Origin of the sequence: Pseudoalteromonas sp. MMG010, from assembly GCF_018100905.1 — a bacterium.
Classification (GTDB): Bacteria; Pseudomonadota; Gammaproteobacteria; order Enterobacterales; family Alteromonadaceae; genus Pseudoalteromonas.
The window spans coordinates 426,611-447,186 of record NZ_JAGJEG010000001.1; the positions used below are offsets into that span (position 1 = coordinate 426,611).

General features: G+C 37.2%; 20 protein-coding genes. 12 read left to right on the plus strand and 8 right to left on the minus strand.

The window, feature by feature from the left end; genetic code table 11:
* Positions 1-32 precede the first annotated feature (32 nt).
* Together J8L70_RS02010 and proB are read right to left on the minus strand one after the other, a co-directional pair.
* Positions 33-986: a GGDEF domain-containing protein gene (locus tag J8L70_RS02010; RefSeq protein ID WP_211053797.1), complete on the minus strand. Its 954-nt coding sequence runs from the start codon at positions 984-986 to the stop codon at positions 33-35.
* A gap of 92 nt (positions 987-1,078) precedes the next feature.
* Complete coding sequence (proB, locus tag J8L70_RS02015; RefSeq protein WP_211053798.1) at positions 1,079-2,182, minus strand: glutamate 5-kinase; 1,104 nt, start codon at positions 2,180-2,182, stop codon at positions 1,079-1,081.
* A gap of 114 nt (positions 2,183-2,296) precedes the next feature.
* Between proB and J8L70_RS02020 the strand changes: the two genes are divergently transcribed.
* The gene (locus J8L70_RS02020; protein ID WP_211053799.1) at positions 2,297-3,250 is read left to right on the plus strand and encodes a DMT family transporter; all 954 of its coding nucleotides are present in this window, start codon (positions 2,297-2,299) and stop codon (positions 3,248-3,250) included.
* Here the strand turns inward: J8L70_RS02020 and J8L70_RS02025 are convergent.
* Genes J8L70_RS02025 through pdsO form a run of 3 tightly spaced genes read right to left on the minus strand, consistent with a single transcriptional unit; the run spans position 3,151 to position 6,489 of the window.
* Positions 3,151-3,738 (minus strand): class GN sortase, encoded by a 588-nt coding sequence (locus tag J8L70_RS02025; RefSeq protein ID WP_211053800.1) that lies wholly within the window; start codon positions 3,736-3,738, stop codon positions 3,151-3,153. The genes J8L70_RS02020 and J8L70_RS02025 overlap by 100 nt on opposite strands.
* A gap of 1 nt (position 3,739) precedes the next feature.
* Entirely contained in the window at positions 3,740-5,740 is a 2,001-nt protein-coding gene (locus tag J8L70_RS02030; protein WP_211053801.1) for a marine proteobacterial sortase target protein, read from the minus strand.
* Positions 5,741-5,766: 26 nt separating this feature from the next.
* Positions 5,767-6,489 (minus strand): sortase-associated OmpA-like protein PdsO, encoded by a 723-nt coding sequence (gene pdsO, locus J8L70_RS02035; protein WP_211053802.1) that lies wholly within the window; start codon positions 6,487-6,489, stop codon positions 5,767-5,769.
* Positions 6,490-6,684: 195 nt separating this feature from the next.
* Here pdsO and pdsR point away from each other — a divergent pair, with 195 nt between their 5' ends.
* The 3 genes from pdsR to J8L70_RS02050 all read left to right on the plus strand — a co-directional run bounded on the left by pdsR (position 6,685) and on the right by J8L70_RS02050 (position 9,869).
* A complete protein-coding gene (pdsR, locus tag J8L70_RS02040) occupies positions 6,685-7,374 on the plus strand; it encodes a proteobacterial dedicated sortase system response regulator (protein WP_211053803.1) in 690 nt (229 codons plus the stop codon).
* Positions 7,374-9,518, plus strand: coding sequence for a proteobacterial dedicated sortase system histidine kinase (pdsS, locus tag J8L70_RS02045; RefSeq protein ID WP_211053804.1), 2,145 nt, complete (start codon positions 7,374-7,376; stop codon positions 9,516-9,518). Before pdsR ends, pdsS begins: the two co-directional genes overlap by 1 nt.
* Before the next feature lie 189 nt (positions 9,519-9,707).
* Positions 9,708-9,869: a hypothetical protein gene (locus J8L70_RS02050; RefSeq protein WP_211053805.1), complete on the plus strand. Its 162-nt coding sequence runs from the start codon at positions 9,708-9,710 to the stop codon at positions 9,867-9,869.
* Here the strand turns inward: J8L70_RS02050 and J8L70_RS02055 are convergent.
* Complete coding sequence (locus tag J8L70_RS02055) at positions 9,866-11,116, minus strand: multifunctional CCA addition/repair protein (protein WP_211053806.1); 1,251 nt, start codon at positions 11,114-11,116, stop codon at positions 9,866-9,868. The two genes, J8L70_RS02050 and J8L70_RS02055, sit on opposite strands and share 4 nt — an antisense overlap.
* A 127-nt stretch (positions 11,117-11,243) precedes the next feature.
* Between J8L70_RS02055 and J8L70_RS02060 the strand changes: the two genes are divergently transcribed.
* On the plus strand, positions 11,244-11,462 hold the full coding sequence (locus tag J8L70_RS02060; RefSeq protein ID WP_211053995.1) for a hypothetical protein: 219 nt from the start codon (positions 11,244-11,246) through the stop codon (positions 11,460-11,462).
* Positions 11,463-11,482: 20 nt separating this feature from the next.
* Here J8L70_RS02060 and J8L70_RS02065 read toward each other — a convergent pair whose 3' ends face one another.
* A complete protein-coding gene (locus tag J8L70_RS02065) occupies positions 11,483-11,983 on the minus strand; it encodes a DUF1543 domain-containing protein (RefSeq protein ID WP_211053807.1) in 501 nt (166 codons plus the stop codon).
* 249 nt (positions 11,984-12,232) lie between these two features.
* On the opposite strand from J8L70_RS02065, the gene J8L70_RS02070 reads away from it, so the two are divergent.
* Both J8L70_RS02070 and J8L70_RS02075 read left to right on the plus strand, forming a co-directional pair.
* Positions 12,233-12,538 (plus strand): hypothetical protein, encoded by a 306-nt coding sequence (locus J8L70_RS02070; RefSeq protein WP_247664651.1) that lies wholly within the window; start codon positions 12,233-12,235, stop codon positions 12,536-12,538.
* Positions 12,535-12,909, plus strand: a complete 375-nt coding sequence (locus J8L70_RS02075; RefSeq protein ID WP_211053809.1) for a hypothetical protein — start codon at positions 12,535-12,537, stop codon at positions 12,907-12,909. Before J8L70_RS02070 ends, J8L70_RS02075 begins: the two co-directional genes overlap by 4 nt.
* A gap of 45 nt (positions 12,910-12,954) precedes the next feature.
* Here the strand turns inward: J8L70_RS02075 and J8L70_RS02080 are convergent, their stop codons facing one another.
* The gene (locus J8L70_RS02080; RefSeq protein ID WP_211053810.1) at positions 12,955-13,791 is read right to left on the minus strand and encodes a mechanosensitive ion channel domain-containing protein; all 837 of its coding nucleotides are present in this window, start codon (positions 13,789-13,791) and stop codon (positions 12,955-12,957) included.
* A gap of 519 nt (positions 13,792-14,310) precedes the next feature.
* Here J8L70_RS02080 and J8L70_RS02085 point away from each other — a divergent pair.
* From J8L70_RS02085 to J8L70_RS02105, 5 genes are all read left to right on the plus strand, one after another.
* The gene (locus tag J8L70_RS02085; protein WP_211053811.1) at positions 14,311-15,402 is read left to right on the plus strand and encodes a polysaccharide lyase family 7 protein; all 1,092 of its coding nucleotides are present in this window, start codon (positions 14,311-14,313) and stop codon (positions 15,400-15,402) included.
* A 290-nt stretch (positions 15,403-15,692) separates the two neighbouring features.
* Positions 15,693-17,855, plus strand: coding sequence for an exonuclease domain-containing protein (locus J8L70_RS02090; RefSeq protein WP_211053812.1), 2,163 nt, complete (start codon positions 15,693-15,695; stop codon positions 17,853-17,855).
* A gap of 109 nt (positions 17,856-17,964) precedes the next feature.
* Complete coding sequence (locus J8L70_RS02095) at positions 17,965-18,678, plus strand: DUF6515 family protein (RefSeq protein ID WP_211053813.1); 714 nt, start codon at positions 17,965-17,967, stop codon at positions 18,676-18,678.
* 109 nt (positions 18,679-18,787) lie between these two features.
* Positions 18,788-19,633 carry an alpha/beta hydrolase-fold protein gene (locus tag J8L70_RS02100; protein ID WP_211053814.1) on the plus strand — a complete coding sequence of 282 codons (846 nt, stop codon included), beginning with the start codon at positions 18,788-18,790 and terminating at the stop codon, positions 19,631-19,633.
* 80 nt (positions 19,634-19,713) lie between these two features.
* Positions 19,714-20,571, plus strand: coding sequence for an MBL fold metallo-hydrolase (locus J8L70_RS02105; RefSeq protein ID WP_211053815.1), 858 nt, complete (start codon positions 19,714-19,716; stop codon positions 20,569-20,571).
* The last annotated feature ends 5 nt before the right edge of the window (positions 20,572-20,576 follow it).

The following is a 20,576-nucleotide window of genomic DNA, read 5'->3' on the forward strand; positions in this document are numbered from 1 at the left end:
TTTATGGGCGCGATTTTAGCACAAAATTTAAATCAAAAAAGCTCTATGCTACTTTCTACAACAACCTCCTCTATTAAATTTAGATCACTGTAGGCGGTCACTTTATTCCTTCCTCTATTTTTTGAGTGATAAAGTGCGACATCGGCCTTATTTACTAAACTAGATACACTATCAATGGCCTGTAATTGTAAAAATCCGCTACTAACAGTAAGTTGCCCTACTTGTGGAAAAGAAAATTCACTTATTTTCAATCGTAATCTATTTAATAACCCTGCTGCACATTCTTTATTTTGTGTCTTAAATAAGATAGCAAACTCCTCTCCACCATACCGAAATACATAATCTTCTAATCTAAAATTATTTTTTAGTAAACGTGCCACTAATAAAATCACTTCATCGCCTATAACGTGGCCATAGGTATCATTAACGCTTTTAAAGTGATCGATATCAATAATGGCTAAAAACCAATACTGGTTTTCATAACTTTCAATGTCGTCATTAGAAAACCCATCATCTGTCACTATTTCTATTACTTTTTTATCAAACGTTTGTCGGTTTAATAACTCTGTTAAAGGGTCTAAACATGATTTATACAATAACCCTAATTGGTTGGCGTAAACTTTTAATATATTACTCATTAATGTATGTGTTTGCGCTAATAAATTTACATTCGTACTTATACATACAAAACCGATCACCTGGTTAATATGCTTAATAGGAATAATATTTTTAGCTTGAGTGCCGCCCGCATTTAACGTTCTTAGTAACGTAATTGCTTCTTGCGGTGACAGTGCTTCCATCGTTCGATGAGGATTTAATTGCTTAGGGGTTCCGGCATCTGAAAAATATTTATTCACGTAAAGAGCAAATCCATTGAACCCGACTAATTCATTAAAAACTTGAATTAATTCTGCATCTAAATCACTTTCTTGTTGTTGTTGTGTTAGTGAAATTATCCATTGATGCCCACAGGTATCCTGCTTCATGAAATGTACCTAAAATAGCTTACTTGCACTAAGCTTAGGCAATATTTATAAAATTACTAAATAATTTAATTCTTTTTTATCGTATTTTAAGCTTAAAGCAATACCATATCATCACGATGCAGTACTTCTGGCGCATTATCATAGCCAAGTAGACAAGCAATTTGAGTAGAGTGAGCCCCTTTAATTTTAACTACCTCTGAATAACTAAAGCGTGTTAAACCTCGAGCAACTACATGGTTATTATTATCAATTAAATCGATAAGATCACCGCGCTCAAATTGTCCAAACGCTTTAACGACCCCCTTGGCGAGTAAGCTAGCGCCCTTTTTTTGTAAAGCAGATATTGCCCCTTTATCTATCTCTATTTGGCCACTACTTTTAGGACCTGCTAATAACCATTTTTTGCGACCTTCTTTCGGTGCAGTAAGTTTTAAAAAACGCGTACCAGGTAATTGTTCGCTCATGCAATTTAAAATCACATTTTTACCATTACCTTTAGCAATAATAACCTCAACCCCAGCACGACGAGCAATATCTGCAGCTTGCAGCTTGGTCGCCATACCACCGGTTCCTAAGTTTGTACCACTGCCACCAGCCAGCTGTCTTAATTCATCGTCAATATGTTCAACTTCATCAATTAATTTAGCATGTCTATTAGTTCGAGGATCACTGGTAAATAACCCTTCTTGATCCGTTAATAGTAATAGTTTGTCGGCGTTAGCTAAAATAGCAACAAGTGCTGATAAATTGTCGTTATCGCCCACTTTTATTTCGCTGGTTGCAACGGCATCATTTTCATTAATAATAGGGACTACGTTGTGACTCAATAATGCATTTAGCGTATCGCGTGCATTTAAATACCGCTCACGGTCTTCTACATCGGCACGTGTTAATAACATTTGCCCTACATTAATTTGATAAAGCGAAAACAAGTTATGCCATAAATGAATTAACTGCCCTTGACCAATCGCTGCTAACATTTGTTTATCAATAACACTGCGACCACAAGGGGTTATTAATTGCTCTCGCCCTGCGGCAACCGCGCCACTTGAGACTAAAATAACTTGATGCCCCTGTTTTTTAAGCTCACTACATTGCCTAGCCAGCTCAACCATATGTGCTTTATCTAATTTATCGCTGCCGCCGGTTAAAACGCTAGTACCTAACTTTACAACAATTGTTTGTGCTTTTTGCATGGTGTTAATTATTAAATATGATTAATAATTTATTTATACCAGTTATCGCTTATTGAACAAGTTAAAATTATTCATGATAAAATAGCTTTTTTCTCTTATTTAAAATTACTCGTTATGCCAGCCAGTTTATGCTTAATTATTGCCACCTTTTTGTGGGGTAGCTCATTTATAGCCCTTAAATATGCCATTGCTATTTATGACCCTGCCTTGGTCATATTTTTACGCATGCTCACCACTTTAGTACTTGCTATTTGCTTGTGGCGTTATGTCATTCGCTTTGAGTATCGTGTCGGTGATTGGAAGTATTTATTTGCTATGTCGCTTGCTGAGCCTTGTTTATATTTTTTATTTGAAGGCCACGCAATGCAGTACACCTCGGCAAGCCAAGCCGGAGTTATTGTGTCGTGTTTACCTATTATTGTGGCTTTGTTGGCGTTTTTTCTTCTTAAAGAACATATTAGTAAGGCCATTGTGGTTGGTTTTACTTTATGCATTGGCGGTAGCATATTACTCACATTACTTTCGCCTAATTCACAACAGGCCCCCAATCCATTACTAGGCAACTTTTTAGAGTTATTAGCTATGGTATGTGCTGCATTTTATACGGTAAGTATTAAGCACTTAGCTAACCGCTATTCGCCTTTAACATTAATCGCTTTACAAGGAATAAGTGGTAGCTTATTTTTTGCACCTTTTTTGTTTTTTATAGATTTGCCAAGTGAAAATCAGCACGATCTAGCTGCTTTGTTAAGTATCTTATATTTAGGTTCGTGTGTGACTTTAGGTGGCTATGGTATGTATAACTATGCAATAAGCAAAGTATCGGTACTCACCGCCGCGGCCTATTCAAATTTAATTCCTATTTTTACGCTAATCATGTCGGCCATTTTATTAGGTGAAGTGCTTAACCTGTGGCAATGGGTCAGCATATTTGTGGTCTTTGTCGGGGTTATGATAAGCCAACGCCATCAAGAAGTAATAATAGACCCCCCTCTTGAAGATGACACTAACGTTGCCGATACCAATAACCTTAAATCGGTACCTGAGGTTAAAGAGTCAAACGGGTAGCATGTCATTAAGTATAAACCGGGTACATTTAAAAACGCGCTATCTGATTGGTGAATAATATCGATTTTAGTTACTTGGTAATGCTGTAATTCACCATTTTGCAATTGCAAAGTAAAATGCTCACCTTGTGTTACATCTGCTAAAAATGCAAAGTGAGTATCATTATGTCCTGCAATTAACACGGCTTTGTTGTGCTCTCCCAATTTTGCAGAAGGTAAAAAGTGGCTTGGCGCAAACGCCAAATTACGTCCTGTAGCGCCTGCTAATAAGGTTAATTTTTTTTCTCGTGTAGGCCAGTTAACCTGGCCTGTTACATAGCTATCGGCATAAAACCACGGTTTTACTTTGGTGCGAGGTTTAACTAATGCTTGCTCCCACGCTTGCTCAATAAGTCTTTGAGCTAACCATGCTTTTCCTTGCATATAAAAACCATGAGCAAACAAACTTATCCCCAGTAACGCGAAAGCCAATACCGCATATTTTTTCATTTTAGCGCTTACCAACAAACGTAAACTTAATTAAAGCTAAGCTTAATAAAATAATGACCCCAAAAAGCATTTGTATACGACTTTGTCCATCGGTTTGCGGTAATTGTATTGTCATACCCTGTGGTAATTGGTTTTTTGCCTGGATTGTGCGATCAGCTATTGTGTTAGTTATTGATTGCTCTATGGCAACAAACGAAGTAAACGGACTAAGCAATTGATGTGTAAGTGCTAATGTTTGCACTTGTTGTTTCACTTTGTCTTTATCGTTGTAAAGCAATAATGATTTTATTTTTTGTCTCGCCCATAGCTTATCTATACCTTTTGCTAATCCGCTATTTTTACTATTTAACTTTATTTGTAATGGCCCTTGTGCGGTCTGCCCCGACAGCACTATATTTTTAGTTTTTCCTAGTTTTATAGCCACCATCATAGGTTCACCAAAGTATAAATCGGGTAAAGGTGAAGGCCAAAAATCTAATGGAGTTCCCGTTTCGTCGGTTAAATTTAAATCGGTAATTGCAGGATGTGCAAGCTTATCAAATAACGCCTGCATTTTAGGTTGAACCTCAGCCGTGTTACCAATAAAAGTAAATGAGCCCTTACCTACATCGGCGGCACGGCGCATAAAATAACTATTTGGCGCACTACCAATACCAACAGTAAATAAACGGCTATCGCCTAAATGAGTACTTATACTTTTAAATAACGCATCTTCATTACTCACGCTGCCATCGGTTATAAATACAACTTGGCGAACAAATCCACCTAATTGAGAGCCATCTAGTACGGCATTTAATGCGCCTTGAATTTCAGTCCCTCCATCGGCCTTTAATCCATAAACAAAACGCTCGGCACGACGTAAGTTAAAGTCATTAGCAACCAAAGGCATTTCGCTCATTGGGTTTACAAGGTTATCAAAGGCAATAATATTAAAACTGTCGTCGCTATCAAGTAACGATAATGCGTAATATAGCGCGCTTTTTGCTTGCTCTATTGATTGACCATGCATTGAACCTGACGTATCAACGACAAATACCATTTCACGTGGTAAACGCTGTGAGCTACTAAAGTAATCGCTTGGCGGTAATAACATTGCAAGTCCATATTGCTCTAAATCATGCTCTTGTGTAAAAAAGGCTGCTTGAGCATGGGCTGTTTGTAAGGGTTTAAATTCTAAAACAAAATCGCGATTTAATTCAGCCGTTTGATTTAACAGTACTTCGTACTGACCAAATGCATTATTACTCACAACAACACGGTGGTGTTTAGCATTTATATCAACCAGCTCTAAGCCCATGTTAATTGCTATAGAAAGGTTAAATAAGGCTGTATTGGGGGTGTGATCATTGTTTAAACTGGGTTTTGACGATGCAAAAATAGGGGCTAACCAGCCAGAAGGCAGCGTTTGCTCACTTGCATGGCTATTTTCTAGCGTCCCATTTATTGGATGGTATCGTGGTGTTATCGTCGTGGGAAAGCGAATTGAAAATACACCTTCTCGATAATTAATAATCTCTTGGTATTCGAGGGTAATTTCAACCTCTTCGCTCGGCCCAATGTTTGCCACATCGGTTGTAAACATATTTGCGCGTTGCTGAGAAACTAAAGCGGCGTGTTTTCCAGCTTGCTTGGCTTGTTGATATTTTTGCTCTGCAATGACCTTTTTATCAATTTGACCTTTAATAACACGCTCTCCAATACGCATCGTCATTGCATGTACTGCACTTTCCGCAGATAAAGGAAATACATAACGCGCATTAACCGCAAACGGGTTTATATTTTTATAACGCTGAGTGACAACCACATGGTTTATTAACCCTGTTACAGTCATCGTTGCGTTACTTGAAAGGCTAATTGCCGGTTTTGCAAGCACTCCTTTTGTATCAAACAACCTTAATTGGGCTGATTGCGCCGCGCTATAAAAGCTAACAAATAATGATAAAAACACTAAAATAAAAGAACTTACCCGTTTAAGGGTAAGTACTTTGCTTGGTTTACTCATAAGAATCACTCCATTGCTACCTAGCTTTAATTGCTAGCCATTTGATTACTATTGTTGTGGGCTTTTGTAGTGAGGGTGACACGGCGATCGAACACGTTATCTTCAATTGTATTGTTATTGGTAACTGAATGCTGCTCACCTAATGCCTGCATCGTTAATCTATGATGGCTTATTCCCTGCTTAATTAAGTAACTATAAACCGCGCTTGCTCTGGCTTTAGAGAGTAATAAATTAGCTTGTTCGTCGCCTCGCTGATCGGCAAACCCCGTTAAATCTAATGCCATTTGAGGCTGGTTATTTAATATTTGTACTAGGCTTTCAAGTTGCTTTATAAAATGAGGCTCTATAACGCTTGAACCGGTTTTAAATTGAACGCTCATTGCTAATACATTATTTAATTGAGATTGCGATAACTCTTCATTTTTGTTTGCAAGTATTTCAACTTGTTCTTGTAGTATGTTGTTTTGTGCTATCACTTGCTGATAGTCGTTCGTTTTACTTTGCATAACCGCAATCGCTTTTTGTTGCTGAGCAATTTGATCGTTGGCAACCTTTGAGTCTCCCAATAATCCTCCTACAAATGCGCCTATAAATGCCCCAAATGGCCCCGCTACGACACCGCCGACTAGCGCACCGGTTCCTAAGCCTATCGCCGTTTCGGTATGCGCTTCTTGAACCTGCGATTGAGCAGCCATTGTAGGTGCACACAAAAAGCTGCTTAGTACTAATGCGATTAATGTCTTCTTCATAATTAAACCCTTAATATTAAATATGGTATTTGTTTTGATGGTGCTATTAAAACAAGGTCGAATGGCATTAAAAGGGAGTAAAAGTGGCAAACTGATGAGCAATTGTGGCAAAAAAATGGCAATTGTATTTTTGGCCGTACTTACAACAAAAACTTAGATATAGTGCTAATTAAAAGCGCAAAGGATAAAAGCATAATGAAAAAAATAGCCATCATTGAAGATGAGACAGCCATTAGAGATAACTACATAGAAATGCTAAGCGCTCAAGGTTATAAAGTAAGTGGTTACAGTGATAGAGCAAGTGCTGAAGCCGAATTTAAAAATGCATTACCCGACTTAGCGATAGTCGATATAGGCTTAGGACACGAAATAGATGGCGGTTTTTTACTGTGCCAAACATTACGGTCGCTGTCTAAAACCTTACCTATTATTTTTTTAACTGCCCGCGATAGTGAAATAGATACCGTATGTGGTCTGAGGATGGGGGCTGACGACTACCTAACAAAAGATATTAGCCTTGCACATTTAGCTGCGCGAATTGGTGCTTTATTTAGACGCATGGAAGCACTAGAGCAGCCTGCCGATGTCAATGCGCTCATTACTCGAGGCCCATTAACGCTCGACACTCAACGCATGCAGGTATTTTGGCAGCAACAGTTAATTGATTTAACCATAACCGAATTTTGGATGTTGCACTCGCTGGCTCAACGCCCTGGTCATGTAAAAAGCCGTAACGACTTAATGAGTGACGCAAAAATTTTTGTCGACGATAGTACGATAACTTCTCACGTAAAACGCATACGTAAAAAATTTATAGCGCAAGATAGTCTGTTTAACTGCATAGATACCGTTTATGGAATGGGTTATAGGTGGGAGCATCACTAATGCTTAGATTTGGCCTACGCAGTAAGTTTATCGTGCTGTCGTGTTTTTTATTTTTACTTCCTTGGTTAGGTTATGAGTATGTATGGGAAATGGAAAAGTTTTTGCGCCAAGGCCAAGAAAAAACATTAGTAGGGACAACCAGAGCATTAGCAACTGCATTACATGAACGACCAGCCTTGTTCGATCAACAAACTAACTTTTTAGAACAAGTGATAAAGGGACGAGATTTATATGCATACGACTTAAAAAAACCAATACAACTGGATGCTAAACTAAACGACTGGCAAAACTATCAACCATTGTTTTGGCATTACGATAAGCGCTATTTAAAAGCGGCTAATACACAGCACGATGAAACCGACTTGTCGTTTGAGCATATGGTTGGAAAATATGGTAGCTACCTTTACGCCGCATTTAAAGTAACTGATAACAAAGTAATTTATAGACCAGCAAACAGCCTGAGCATTCGTAATAACGACTATATAAAAATGGGTTTTAAAACCCCACAAAATGAGTTTAAAAGTTATATTATTGCCCCGAGAGAAAATGGCTGGGTAAATGCTTTTGACGCCACAACCAAAGCGCCCATGACAAAAATTCAAGGTTTTTTTAATAACACCGACTCTGGCTACAACCTAGAGTTACGCTTTCCCTTAGCGATGCTTGGAAATAAGCTAGGATTTGCAATAATCGACACCGATAGTAATGCCCTCCCTATAAAAACCAAAGAAATGTCGACCTCAAATTTAAATAATCCAAATGATTTAGGATCGGTATTAGTGCCCTCACCAGAAATAAACCGAATTTTAAAAGGAATGGGGCACAGCGGTAGTCGTATTTGGGTCGTCGATAATCATCATCGAGTACTGGCTCAATCGGGTAACATACAAAGTGCCGATGGCGTATGGGCCGATGGCCTTAAAACTCAACCACCTAAAAATTTATGGCAACACTTTGAGCAAACATATTTACATCCACTTTATTATAAAATTTTAACCCGCCCAGAAAATGAGTTTTTAGATACTTTACACGATGTAGCTGCAATGCAAGGGAGTCATCTAGCTCAAGCATTACAAGGGAATGCAGCCTCATCATGGCGGATCACACCCGATAATAAAGCCGTTATTTTGTCTGCCGCCTACCCTATTTGGATTGAAAATAAAGTAATAGGCGCCGTGATAGCAGAGGAAACAACAAATGGCGTACGGACACTACGAAATAAATCACTAGAAAAACTATTTAACGTTATATTAGCCGCTATGTTAATTGGCACGATCACGTTGTTTTTCTTCGCAAGCCGTATATCAAGCCGAATTAGACGTTTAAGAGATTCAGCAGAGCAAGCTATTGATGCACAAGGGCGGGTAACGGGTAATATAAATTACACCGATGCAAACGATGAAATTGGGGATTTATCGCGCAGTTTTTCTAATATAGTAAGCCGGTTGGGTGGCTACACCGATTATTTAGAAAATATGTCATCAAGGTTATCTCACGAACTACGCACCCCCGTGGCAGTTGTAAGATCCTCGTTAGAAAACTTACAAAGTTTGCCACAAAATGAACCGAGCCAAAAGTACTTAGACCGCGCCAGTGAAGGTGTTGAGCGTTTAGCTAAAATAATTAGTACCATGAGCGAAGCAACACGATTAGAACAAAGTATTCAAAACTGCGAAGCAGAACCTTTCGATATACAAAAGGTAATAACGGGCTGCATGCAAGGGTATCAACTCACCTACCCCAACCAAAAATTTAATTTAGATATATGCAAACACCCTTTAAATATGCAAGGCGCACCTGAATTTATAGCGCAGCTACTCGATAAACTCATTAACAACGCGCTGGAGTTTTGTGAAGCTCAGACCCCTATAACACTCAGTCTTAAAAAAAATAGCCATCAAGCCATTTTAAAAGTAAGTAACACAGGGCCACTACTGCCCAAAGAGTTAACTAAACATATTTTTGACTCAATGGTGTCTGTCCGTAGTCAAAAAATGCAAAAACAACCGCACTTAGGTTTAGGGCTTTATATAGTAAGACTAATAAGCGAATACCATAATGGCAACGTAACAGCATGTAACAATACAGATAAAAACGGAGTCACATTTACAGTAACACTTCCGTTAACGCTCGATAAGGGTTAAAAAACCCAAATGCTCCCTCCTTTAATCAGGCTGGGTTGGGCTTTTTATATAAGGGGGGTGTTTGTTTTAAATTTAAGTTATATCGAACACTAATTTACAATTTAATACATTTGATTGGGAAACTATTCACCCGTAATTCAGTCCTAACTTGATAGTGTGTTATCAATGTTTGCAAACGCTGGAGTAATTATGAATAACCCCCTAGATCGTGAAGAGTTAGATTTTATTTTCGATTTATATGGAACAGCTGAAAGTAGCACAGAACAAGAAGTCTGCCGCCCTCCTAAAGAAAGGGACTTTCGTGAGCTCGAGGAATCGCCTTTAACCGAGTTAGCTCGCTATTTAAATTAGTGATTTAATGTATCACTTGCAAGCAGCTTTTTAATGCAGTTTATTTCTTCAAGCTTCATATATTCGCTAATCTCAGGTCCTTTTTTACCTTTTTCTAATGCCGTTTTCACAATCGTTTTTTTATCCATTTTTTGTAACTCAGTAAAAATAGCCATTAACTTTGCAGCTTGAGGGTATGGTTTATCTTTATGAAGATCTCCACGGCCTTGTGCATCACATTGGCATGCATGTAAAAATGCAATAAAACGCTCAGGGTGCACCAAAGCATTCATATTTGTAACAATAAGCTTATGGATCGTCTGTGCTCTTAGCTGATCTACCGTGTGACAAAGCGTATGGTTGTCACTGGTTAATATAGCAATATCACGAAGTCGATTAGGTACTTTTAATCGTTTGCAAAACTGTTTAACTACCGTTACACCTTCACGCTCATGTCCTCGTAAATTGCCCTGTTTTTTAAAACTAATTGGCTTACCAAAGTCATGTGTTAATGCGGCAAAGCGGGTTTCTATATTAAAGTTTAATTCTGCGGCCCGCTTGAGAACTAACATAGTGTGAACAAATACATCACCTTCAGGGTGATGTTTAACAGGTTGCGGTATATTTTCCATTTGCTCTATTTCAGGAAAAATCCCTAAGCCATGCAATGCTTTAAAAAATAATTCGGGGTGTTTTTCGTTAAGTGCTTTTTCTGTTTCAAGCCACACTCTCTCGGGAACTAAATGATCTAACTCACCTTGATCTTTAAGGTCATACATTAATTTATATGTTGTTGGGTGAATTTGCCATTCATCACCATAGCGAGCTAAAAAGCGCGCTATACGTAACACCCTCACAGGATCTTCTACAAAGGCATTGGTCGTATGACGTAATATTTTATTTTTTAAGTCAACTTGGCCATTAAAGGGATCAATAATATTATTTTCATCATCAAGGGCCATCGAGTTAATTGTTAAGTCTCGCCTTGCTAAGTCTTCTTCTAACGTTACTTTTGGGCTGGCGTCTACTACAAATCCGGTATAGCCTTTGCCGCTTTTACGTTCTGTGCGACCAAGTGCGTATTCTTCTTTAGTTTTTGGATGTAAAAAAACAGGAAAATCACTACCAATAGGCAAAAAGCCCAACGACTGCATCGTCTCAGGTGTTTCACCTATCACTACATAGTCATTATCTTTCGACTCTATATTTAGTAGTAAATCACGTACGGCTCCACCGACAAGATACACCTGCTTTAAACTATGCTTCACTTTGTTTCCATATACTTTTATTTGAACGACTCATAATACCTAAAAACAGATTAAAAATCTGATGTGTTTGACCCTTCCTAATTCGCTTATTACAATGGCGCACAATTTCATTATTTCATTATTAAATATGACCAACCATTCATCAAAAAAAGAGCTTAGGCTATTACCTATATTATTCATTGTTATTTTAATGTGTGTTGTTGGGCACTTTTTTATGCAAGCACATTTTCAAAATAATAATTATGTTGAATACCTGCTTGCGGCATTACCATTTGCTATGTTTTTACTGGTTGTTGTTGCTTTTAAAATGGCTGCTAAAAGTGAAAAGAACGAAAAACCCGAATAAACCAAATTTTCGAATTTAGGTTATAAAACGTGATAACCATACCAGTCGGGCTTTATTTTTTGTGCTTTGCCACTTGGGGTTAGCTTTATATTTAACTGGCTATCAAATAAATCAATGGCAAAGCAGTCATCTACACCATATAAATCATCTTTATGGATTTGATCCAAACCAGATAACATCTCATTTATGGCACGTTGTTTAGCATGCTCTTTATTATCTGCTACATATAAACCAAAATCATGTTGTTCAGCCATAGAGTCTGATTTATAACCCCCTATATTTACAAAATATAAATACTGAGCTTGTATAACAGGTGTATCAACTATCTCAACTTTATAACCATCAATATGCTTTATTGCCATATAACTATCTATATGTACTGCGTTTTTATCACCTACCCATTGAGATTTTAATTTTGCATATGTATCTTCAATACAGTTAGCTACTACAAAACGTATGTCATGCATTTCAATATGACAGCCTTGCATGCGACCACCTAAGTACACCATATATAATTGCATTAATCCCCCCATTTTTTTAAAATTTTAACTGCTACTTTACTCACATTAAACTTAATAAGTTACCCTTCAATGAGTTGATAAATAATAATGCGCCAGCGCTTATTTTAAACCACGGGTTTATAGCCAAAAGATTATCCATCCTTTAACATTATACTAATTATGTTACTTTAATTCTTTCACTTTAAAATGCTAAAAACCTTTTTATTAAAATACTGTACATTTTTAAGTGGTGCTATTACCTGCTTTATAATGCACACCACATTTGCCGTTCCTTTAGTTTTATCTTCGTGCTTAACAGGATTAATCGGTGCTTTTATTCCTTTTCCTGCTCGCTATAAAAACAATCCTAACGCGGCTATTTATACCGGTAGTTTTGCTGGCATGTGTTCTATTGATTTAATTGGGAGTTATTGGGAGCTAGCTATTATTTCGTTTATTGGGGCGGGTTTATTTATTTTTACTATAAACCACCTGCATGGGTTTGGTGGTAAGTTAGGGAGCGTTGCTTTTGTAAGTGTGGGGATTTATATGTTGGCTAAAGGTATAGTGCTATGAATTATTCCTTAGCTTTAATCGCATTTGTAGGCGCCTACTCTACGGCATATATTGCTAAGGGGCGATATTTCAACCCGGTAAAAGCATCGGCTATCACGTCGCTTGTTGCCTATTGTATGTTTTATTTATTAAGCAATCAGGTTGATTTATATAGCTTATTATTTTTTGGTGGTACCTTTATTGGTATGAGCGCCCCCTCGCGCTTTGGTATATACACCATTGGCGCATCTGCCATTATATTTTCTATATTATTTAATTATTTAGTCCCTATCCTAGATGGATATGGAGGCGCATTAGGAGTCAGCGCGTTTTTATCTGTATGTGTTTGCCATCTTTTTATATTAATGGGCGCACCAAGAAGTAAAAAATAACGCTCTAACGAGCGTTATTTTTAAAGTACATTAAACAGCTAAAATCTAGTCTTTATCTGCCGCTATAAGATGTACATCGCGTTGTGGGAACGGAATTGCAATATTCGCCTCATCAAGTGCCGGTTTAATTGCTTTATTCATATCAAAGAAAACATCCCAGTAATCGCTTGTTTTACACCAAACGCGGAAAGTTAAATCAATTGAACTATCGCCATATCCAACAACACCAACAAATGGAGGTGTATCGCCTAATACGCGTTCGTCTTTATTTGCCATTGAAATTAAAGCAGCTTGCGCTTCATCAACACTTGCGTTGTAACTAATACCAACACTTAAATCAACACGACGAATTGGCTCGTGTGTAACATTGTTAATTTTTTCACTAGCAAGTGGGCCGTTAGGTAAAATAATACGGCGATTATCAAGCGTTATTAAAAATGTACAAAATACATCTATTGCTTCTACAACACCTTCTTCACCTTGAGCAGCAATATAGTCACCCACTTTAAATGGCTTAAACATTAAAATAAGCACGCCACCGGCAAAGTTAGATAAACTACCTTGTAAGGCTAAGCCTACAGCTAAACCTGCTGCACCTAAAATAGCGATAAATGACGTTGTTTGAACACCAATCATCGATATTACAGAAATAAATAAACATGCTTTTAGAAGTACAACAGCCATACTTCCTAACCACTTACGTAAAGATGGATTAAAATCACGTTTTTCTAATACATACTCTAAAGCACGTGCAACTAGCGAAATAACCCATAAACCAATCAGTAAAGTAATTATCGCCAACAATATTTTGGGGGCATAACTGACGACCATTTCAGTTGCTTTGGTATACAACTGCTCTACATCAATTTGTGAAAAATCCATATCTTTCCTTATCATATAATTATAAACAACGAATTATTGTAACTTAAATGTTAAGTAACATAAACTATTTTAACCATATGTATTTACAGTTTAATTACACAATCTATTTTAAATTCCGTATTAATTATCCGGTTGTAAAGCTAAAAACAATCATCATAAATTAAAAATTAAACGCCATTACATTAGCAAATTAATTAAACACTGCGCGCATAAGACCTTAAAATGCCTAATTTTTGTATAAGCATTCCCACAAGGGTTTTTCTATTTCGATTTTTAAGAAACCACTCTCATGTTGCAACACAATAAAAGTTAATATGCCCAAAATAATTTGGTTAACCAATTTCAGAGGTACACGCTTTTTCGGCAACAACCTTTGGTATGGTTGATTTTAATAATTGGTCTGATATATTTTAGCTATTCACTGTCGTAACACAGACATTTTTCACACATTTTAAAATATGTAAAAGTAATGCGGATTATCATTCTCGCTACTTAAACTACACTTATAAAGAGATAATAATGAAAAAATATCGAGTTAAACAAACAGCCTTATTAGGTGCATTACTTCCTTTATCACTGTCGCTGTTAACCGCGTGTGGTAGTACCGAAACGCCTCAATCTCAAGGCCCAGTTCCGGCAGATAAATTTGATTTATCACATTGGAAAATCACCATTCCGGTTGATTTAGATAATAACGGTAAAATTGATGAAGTAAGCGTAAAAGATATTCAAAGTTACGCTCACCCTGATTTCTTTTATTTAGATGATAATGGCGGTATGGTTTTCGCGGCCCCTAATAAAGCAATTACAACGGCTAACTCTACCAATACACGTAGCGAATTACGTCAAATGATTCGTGGTAGTAATACAAAAATTAAAACCAAATATGCTGGAAACAACTTTGCTATCGATGCCCACCCACTATCAGAGCGCTTTGGTGCGGTTGGTGGAAAAATGGAAGCGACATTAAAAGTTGACCATGTAGCAACAAGAGCCACTGACCCAACTAAATCTGCAGCATACTCTGTTGTTGTAGGGCAAATTCATGCAGGTAAAGACAAAGCATTAGTTGAAAAAAATCTAGGATTTGGTTGGGGTAATGAACCATTAAAAATTTACTTTAAAAAATGGCCAGACCATGAAAAAGGCTCTGTATTTTGGAATTATGAACGAAACTTACCTAAAACCGATCCTGCTCGTAAAGATATTACCTACCCTGTTTGGGGTAATACATGGGAAAATCCTAACGAACCAGGCGATGCTGGTATCGCATTAGGCGAAGAATTTAGTTATACCGTAAACGTGCATGGCAATATTATGCATTTAACCTTTAGTGCTCAGGGCAAGCCTGATGTTAACTACTCAATCAACTTAGCTAACAACGTTGATGCTTATGGCAAGGTAGATGAAAAAGACCACCCACTAGGCTACACCGCTGATTGGAATTACTTTAAAGCAGGTGCTTATAATCAATGTAGTACTAAACTTGCTAAAGCAGGTTGGTACCCAGGTTGTTTAGGCACGGGCGATTGGAAGACAGACAAAGCAAATGGCGATTACGTTCAAGTTACTTTTAGTAAGTTAAAACTGAGTCCTTCTACTGCCCAATAATAATGAGCATAAGCACTTAATAAATTACCTTTATTAAGTGCTTTTAATTTTTTAGTCATAATAATTCCTACAATTACACCCTATTAGTGCTTTTGTCCTCAATACAGCCTATACACCTATACCCAGCTGCATCACAAACAACGCAGTGAATTAACAATCGATTGAGAATACAAAAACTACACGGATCTGTTTTTAGTGATTATTAATATTCAGTAATCGCTCTTTGATTGAAACTCCATTAAAAACACTAGATACTGTTTTTATATACAGTTATTTTATGTAATAAAACCATGAAAAAAGAGCTTCCGGCAAAATATTATTTAGCCCATTTTAATGAGCTAATGACGTTTATCACCTCTGAGTGTGGCCATTTATTGGCACAAAATCACCTTGTATTTATTAATAAAATCAGTGCATTGGGTGAGCAAGCCCAATGTATGTTAGCGCGTATATATTCACGTAAACCGACTATTGTGGCCATTAACACTCTTAATTACGATGAAATAAAACACCCTACAGAAGCACTTAAAGAGCTAATACAGACAAAGCTAATTGTTCATCCAAATCGTGATCATTACCAAGTCGTACTGGCACACTTAACAAAGCCTATTTTACTTGAAATATTAGCGTCGTTTGCACCGACCCTTAGCATTAAAAAAAGTGCGACAAAGGCTGTACTCGTAACACAAGCTTGTGAGTTTTTTGCCACCGAGCCAGAGCATTTAAATACTCTTTATGAGCAATATATAATTAATAACCGAGCGGATGTTTATGAGTATTTTGAATTTTTATACATGGGCCGATTAAGCACCTCAGATATTAACCACCAAAATAGCTTTGTATTACGTGATTTAGGTGTGACAGCAACACGACACGGTCACAATAAAAGCGTGGCTCGTTTTGAAACGCTAAACGAAGCGCAGTCTCACTATGCTTTAAATTGCTTTAAACGGGTATTTAAAAATGCAAAAACACACAACGATTACCATCACTTAGCACACAACGTCATTAGCCAAGAAGCTCAGGACGCTTTAGCGGTAAACCTTAAAAACAAATTATTACTTAGGCTTTATCAACAAATAAAAAAAGAAGATATTGATTTAAGTTTGAGTCTTTTAAATGCCTGCGAAAACAGCCCCGAAGCCATTGAAATACAAATACGTGAGCAATACAGACAAGGCAATAAACAATGGGTAAAAGCCCAGTTAGAGCAAATTATTGTCAACCCACTGAATGACGATATTTTATACTTTGCCGATGACTTTTTAATGCGTAAATTTAATAAGCAAACGCGCTCGCGGTTAAGTACCCTGCTTGCTGATACACAATGTATTATTAATATAGATGAAATTTACCGTGGTAATGTAGAGCAAGGAGTCAACGAACACTACACTCAGCGAGGATTTAAAGTATTTAATACCGAAAATACACTATGGCAAAGCCTGTTTGGATTAGTGTTTTGGCATCCACTTTACATTGATACTCCTACCCCGGCTTGTAATGAATTTGATTTATTACCTCATGTATTAAAAGCAGACTGTTTTTATAAAACACAACATGCGCAAATAGACGCCCTTTTAGACGCTTGGCAAACCGCGCATGATTTACTCACCCATATTAATAAAAATGCAGCGCATTATTACAATCAACCTAACGCATTGTTTCGCTGGCATAGTGAGATTTTAGTCCCTTTAGAAGCATTAATTTTAAATAGCCCTTTAACTGTATTAAAAAACCATTTAAAAAATATGACCGTCTCGTTTAAACAACTTAAAGACGGCTACCCCGATTTAATGATTTTAAAAGGAACTAAGCTGCACTTTGAAGAAGTAAAAGCGCCGGGCGATAAACTTAGGCGCAATCAACTTACCACTATTGATAACCTTAAAAAGGTAGGATTTGATGTAACAATAGGCGCGGTAAAGTGGGTGAATGACCCAAACCGTATTTACTCTGTGATAGACATAGAAACCACGGGTAGCTTAAAAGGAGGCCATCGCATTACTGAAATTGGCCTAGTTAAAATACAGCATGCAAAGGTGATAGATTCTTGGTCTACCCTTATCAACCCACAAATGCGTATTCCTAAATTTATAGTGTCGTTAACCGGAATTACCGATGCAATGGTGGCTAATGCACCTTGCTTTTCTGACATAGCATACCAACTCATTGATAAGTTAAAAGGGACGATATTTGTAGCTCATAATGTTAATTTTGATTATGGGTTTATTCGTAAAGAATGCGAACGTGCTGGTATTTATTTTAAAATGCCGAAGTTATGCACCGTTGTCGAGTCGCGCAAAGCCTTCCCTGGGCTTAAATCGTATTCGTTAGGTAATTTATCTACGCATTTTGAGCTATCACTTACCCATCACCACCGGGCTTTAGCTGATGCAACAGCCACCGCTGAATTACTATTACTGATTCAACAAAGTAGTGCATTGGCGCAATAAACTCCCTTGACGTAAATAAATGTAAAGAGTGTAAAGAAAAAACACATGTCAGTTAACATTCAGTTTGAGCCTCTAAAATACAATGTATAAATTAAAAGAGGATTAGATTATGAACGCTATTATTAAGTTACCTACTCTATTGTTGTTAGCTGTTTTTGCAAACGCATCTGTGGCGTCTTCTTTAAATTCTGAGGCAAGAAATAACCCAGAAAAAAAACTTAACAACCATAAGTCTAAAAAGCATCAAGTAAACAAAGTAAAAACAAAACAAATTAAAGCTAAAAAGATTAAAGCTAAAAAGATCAAAGCCGAGAAAAAGAAGTTAGTACGTAAAAAAGTAAAGCAGTTAAAAAAGCAACCGCGTTCATTTAAACCGCTTTATAATCGTCACGCCATACGACACAACAGCTTTAATTTAGGCACTTTAATCCACTTTGGTAATGCACGTTTTAGATTTAACGATGGCTTATTTTATAAAAAGATGGCCCATGGATATGTACCTATGCACCCGCCTGTAGGCTTGCGTATTAAACATTTACCTAGAAACCATAAACGCATATTTTTTCGTAATACCGCTTATTTTTTAGCACATGGGATTTATTACATTGCCGTGGGTAACGATTATAAAGTCGTCAACGAGCCATATTTAGATAAACCAACTGACGCAACTGCCTATCAATTAGGTGAGTATTACCCAGCTTTACCCATTGATGTAGAACCCGTTGTAATTAATGCGCAGCAGTATTTTAAATACCACAGTATTTACTTTTTACCGCAAATTAAAGAAGAACAAGTTCAGTACCTTGCACTAAAACTAGATTAATAAAGCGCCAAGTATTTTACTTGGCGCTGTTATGATCGCTTCCCTCCCTTTGCTATACTTAAAATTTAAGGGTTAGCAGTCGCTGATCATTTATTAATGTAGGTTGACTATGAAAATAATAAAAATATCATTCCTAAGCGTTATCATATTAATTAGCAGTGTGTTTGCCCCTCAAGCACACACATCAACCCTTAGCGAAACCCCGTTTGATTTTGCCACCACTTTACGTTTTGATTCTAAAATACTTAACGAGAACCGTAAGGTTAATGTTTACTTACCCAGTGGGTATGACAAAAGCAAACCACAGCGCTACCCGGTTATTTATTTACTGGATGGCTCACACGATGAAGACTTTGTTCATATTGCAGGGATAGTACAATTTGGCACATTTTCGTGGATAAATATGCTACCCCCTTCGATTGTCGTAGGCATTGCTAATGTTGATAGAAAACGCGACTTTACAACCCCAAGCGAACACCCATTAGATAAAAAAGATTTACCAACTCACGGTGGCGCTAAACAGTTTATTTCGTTTTTAACTAATGAATTAAAACCACTTATTAACCAACGCTTTAAAACATCTACGCAAAGCACTTTAATTGGTCAATCGTTAGGTGGGCTATTAGCCACCGAAATTTTGTTTAACCACAGCAATATGTTTAATCGTTATATTATTGTCAGTCCAAGCTTATGGTGGGATTATGAGCAATTATTGGCGACAGAATTTAAACCCAGTACCGAGCCTGCATCGGTTTATATTGCGGTAGGTAAAGAAGGTCCATTAATGGAGCGTGTTGCTAAGCAGCTTCATGGCAAAGTGGCCAGCTCGTTAAGTAATAGCTCACATGTATATTTTAATTATTTTGAACAATTAGATCATGGCGATACACTTCATTTGGCGGTTTATGATGCATTTAAAAAAATGTATGCAAAAGACTCGCCGCAAGCCAAGTAATAATAAAAATACATTAGCTGAAATTTTTTATGGTTTCACACACTCATCTTTACTATCACTGTAAGTAAAAGAGAATATGAATGTATAAAATTTTTCAGCGCACCCTATTAACCCTCCTATTTGTTACTGGTATGGCTGCAAATGCCTACCAAATTGAAGATTTAGGAGATGGTTTACACCGCTTTATTGATGATCGCCACCGCTCAATATTTTTAATAACACCGCAAGGGGCCATTGTTACCGACCCATTAAATAAAGCAGCGGCGACATGGTTAAAAAAACAAATTAAAACCCGCTTTAATGTACCTGTTAAATATGTCATTTATAGCCATAATCACAGTGATCATATTTACGGCAGTGAAGTATTTAAAAGCCCGCACACCACCTTTGTGGCTCATAAACTTGCCGCACAAGATATTAAAAACACACATATGCAAACCGTAATGCCTAGCCTTACTTTTGAAGACGAACTAACACTTAGCTTAGGCGATTCAACAGTAAAACTTAACTACCATGGCCCTAACGATGGCCGTGGCTCAATCAGTATCTTATTTGAAAAACAAAAAACACTCTTTGTTGTTGATTGGATAGTGATTGGCCGAATGCCTTGGCAAAAGCTTTGGAGTTACGATATTCAAGGTATGATTAACTCAACTCACGCGGTGCTTAAATATGACTTTAACACCTTTGTCGGTGGCCACGCTGATATAGGAAATAAAGCCGATGTGGCGCGTTACCTTAGTTATATCGAACAGCTTTACAGCCAAGTAACAGCAGGAGCATTAGCTGGGCAAAGCTTAGATGAAATCAAACAACATGTTCAACTTGAAGAGTTTTCAGACTTAAAACAATATAAAGCTTGGCTACCACTTAATATCGAAGGTGTATACGAGCGCTTAATGGAGGAATCAGGCATGGGTTGGCGCAGTGATTTATAAGTTAG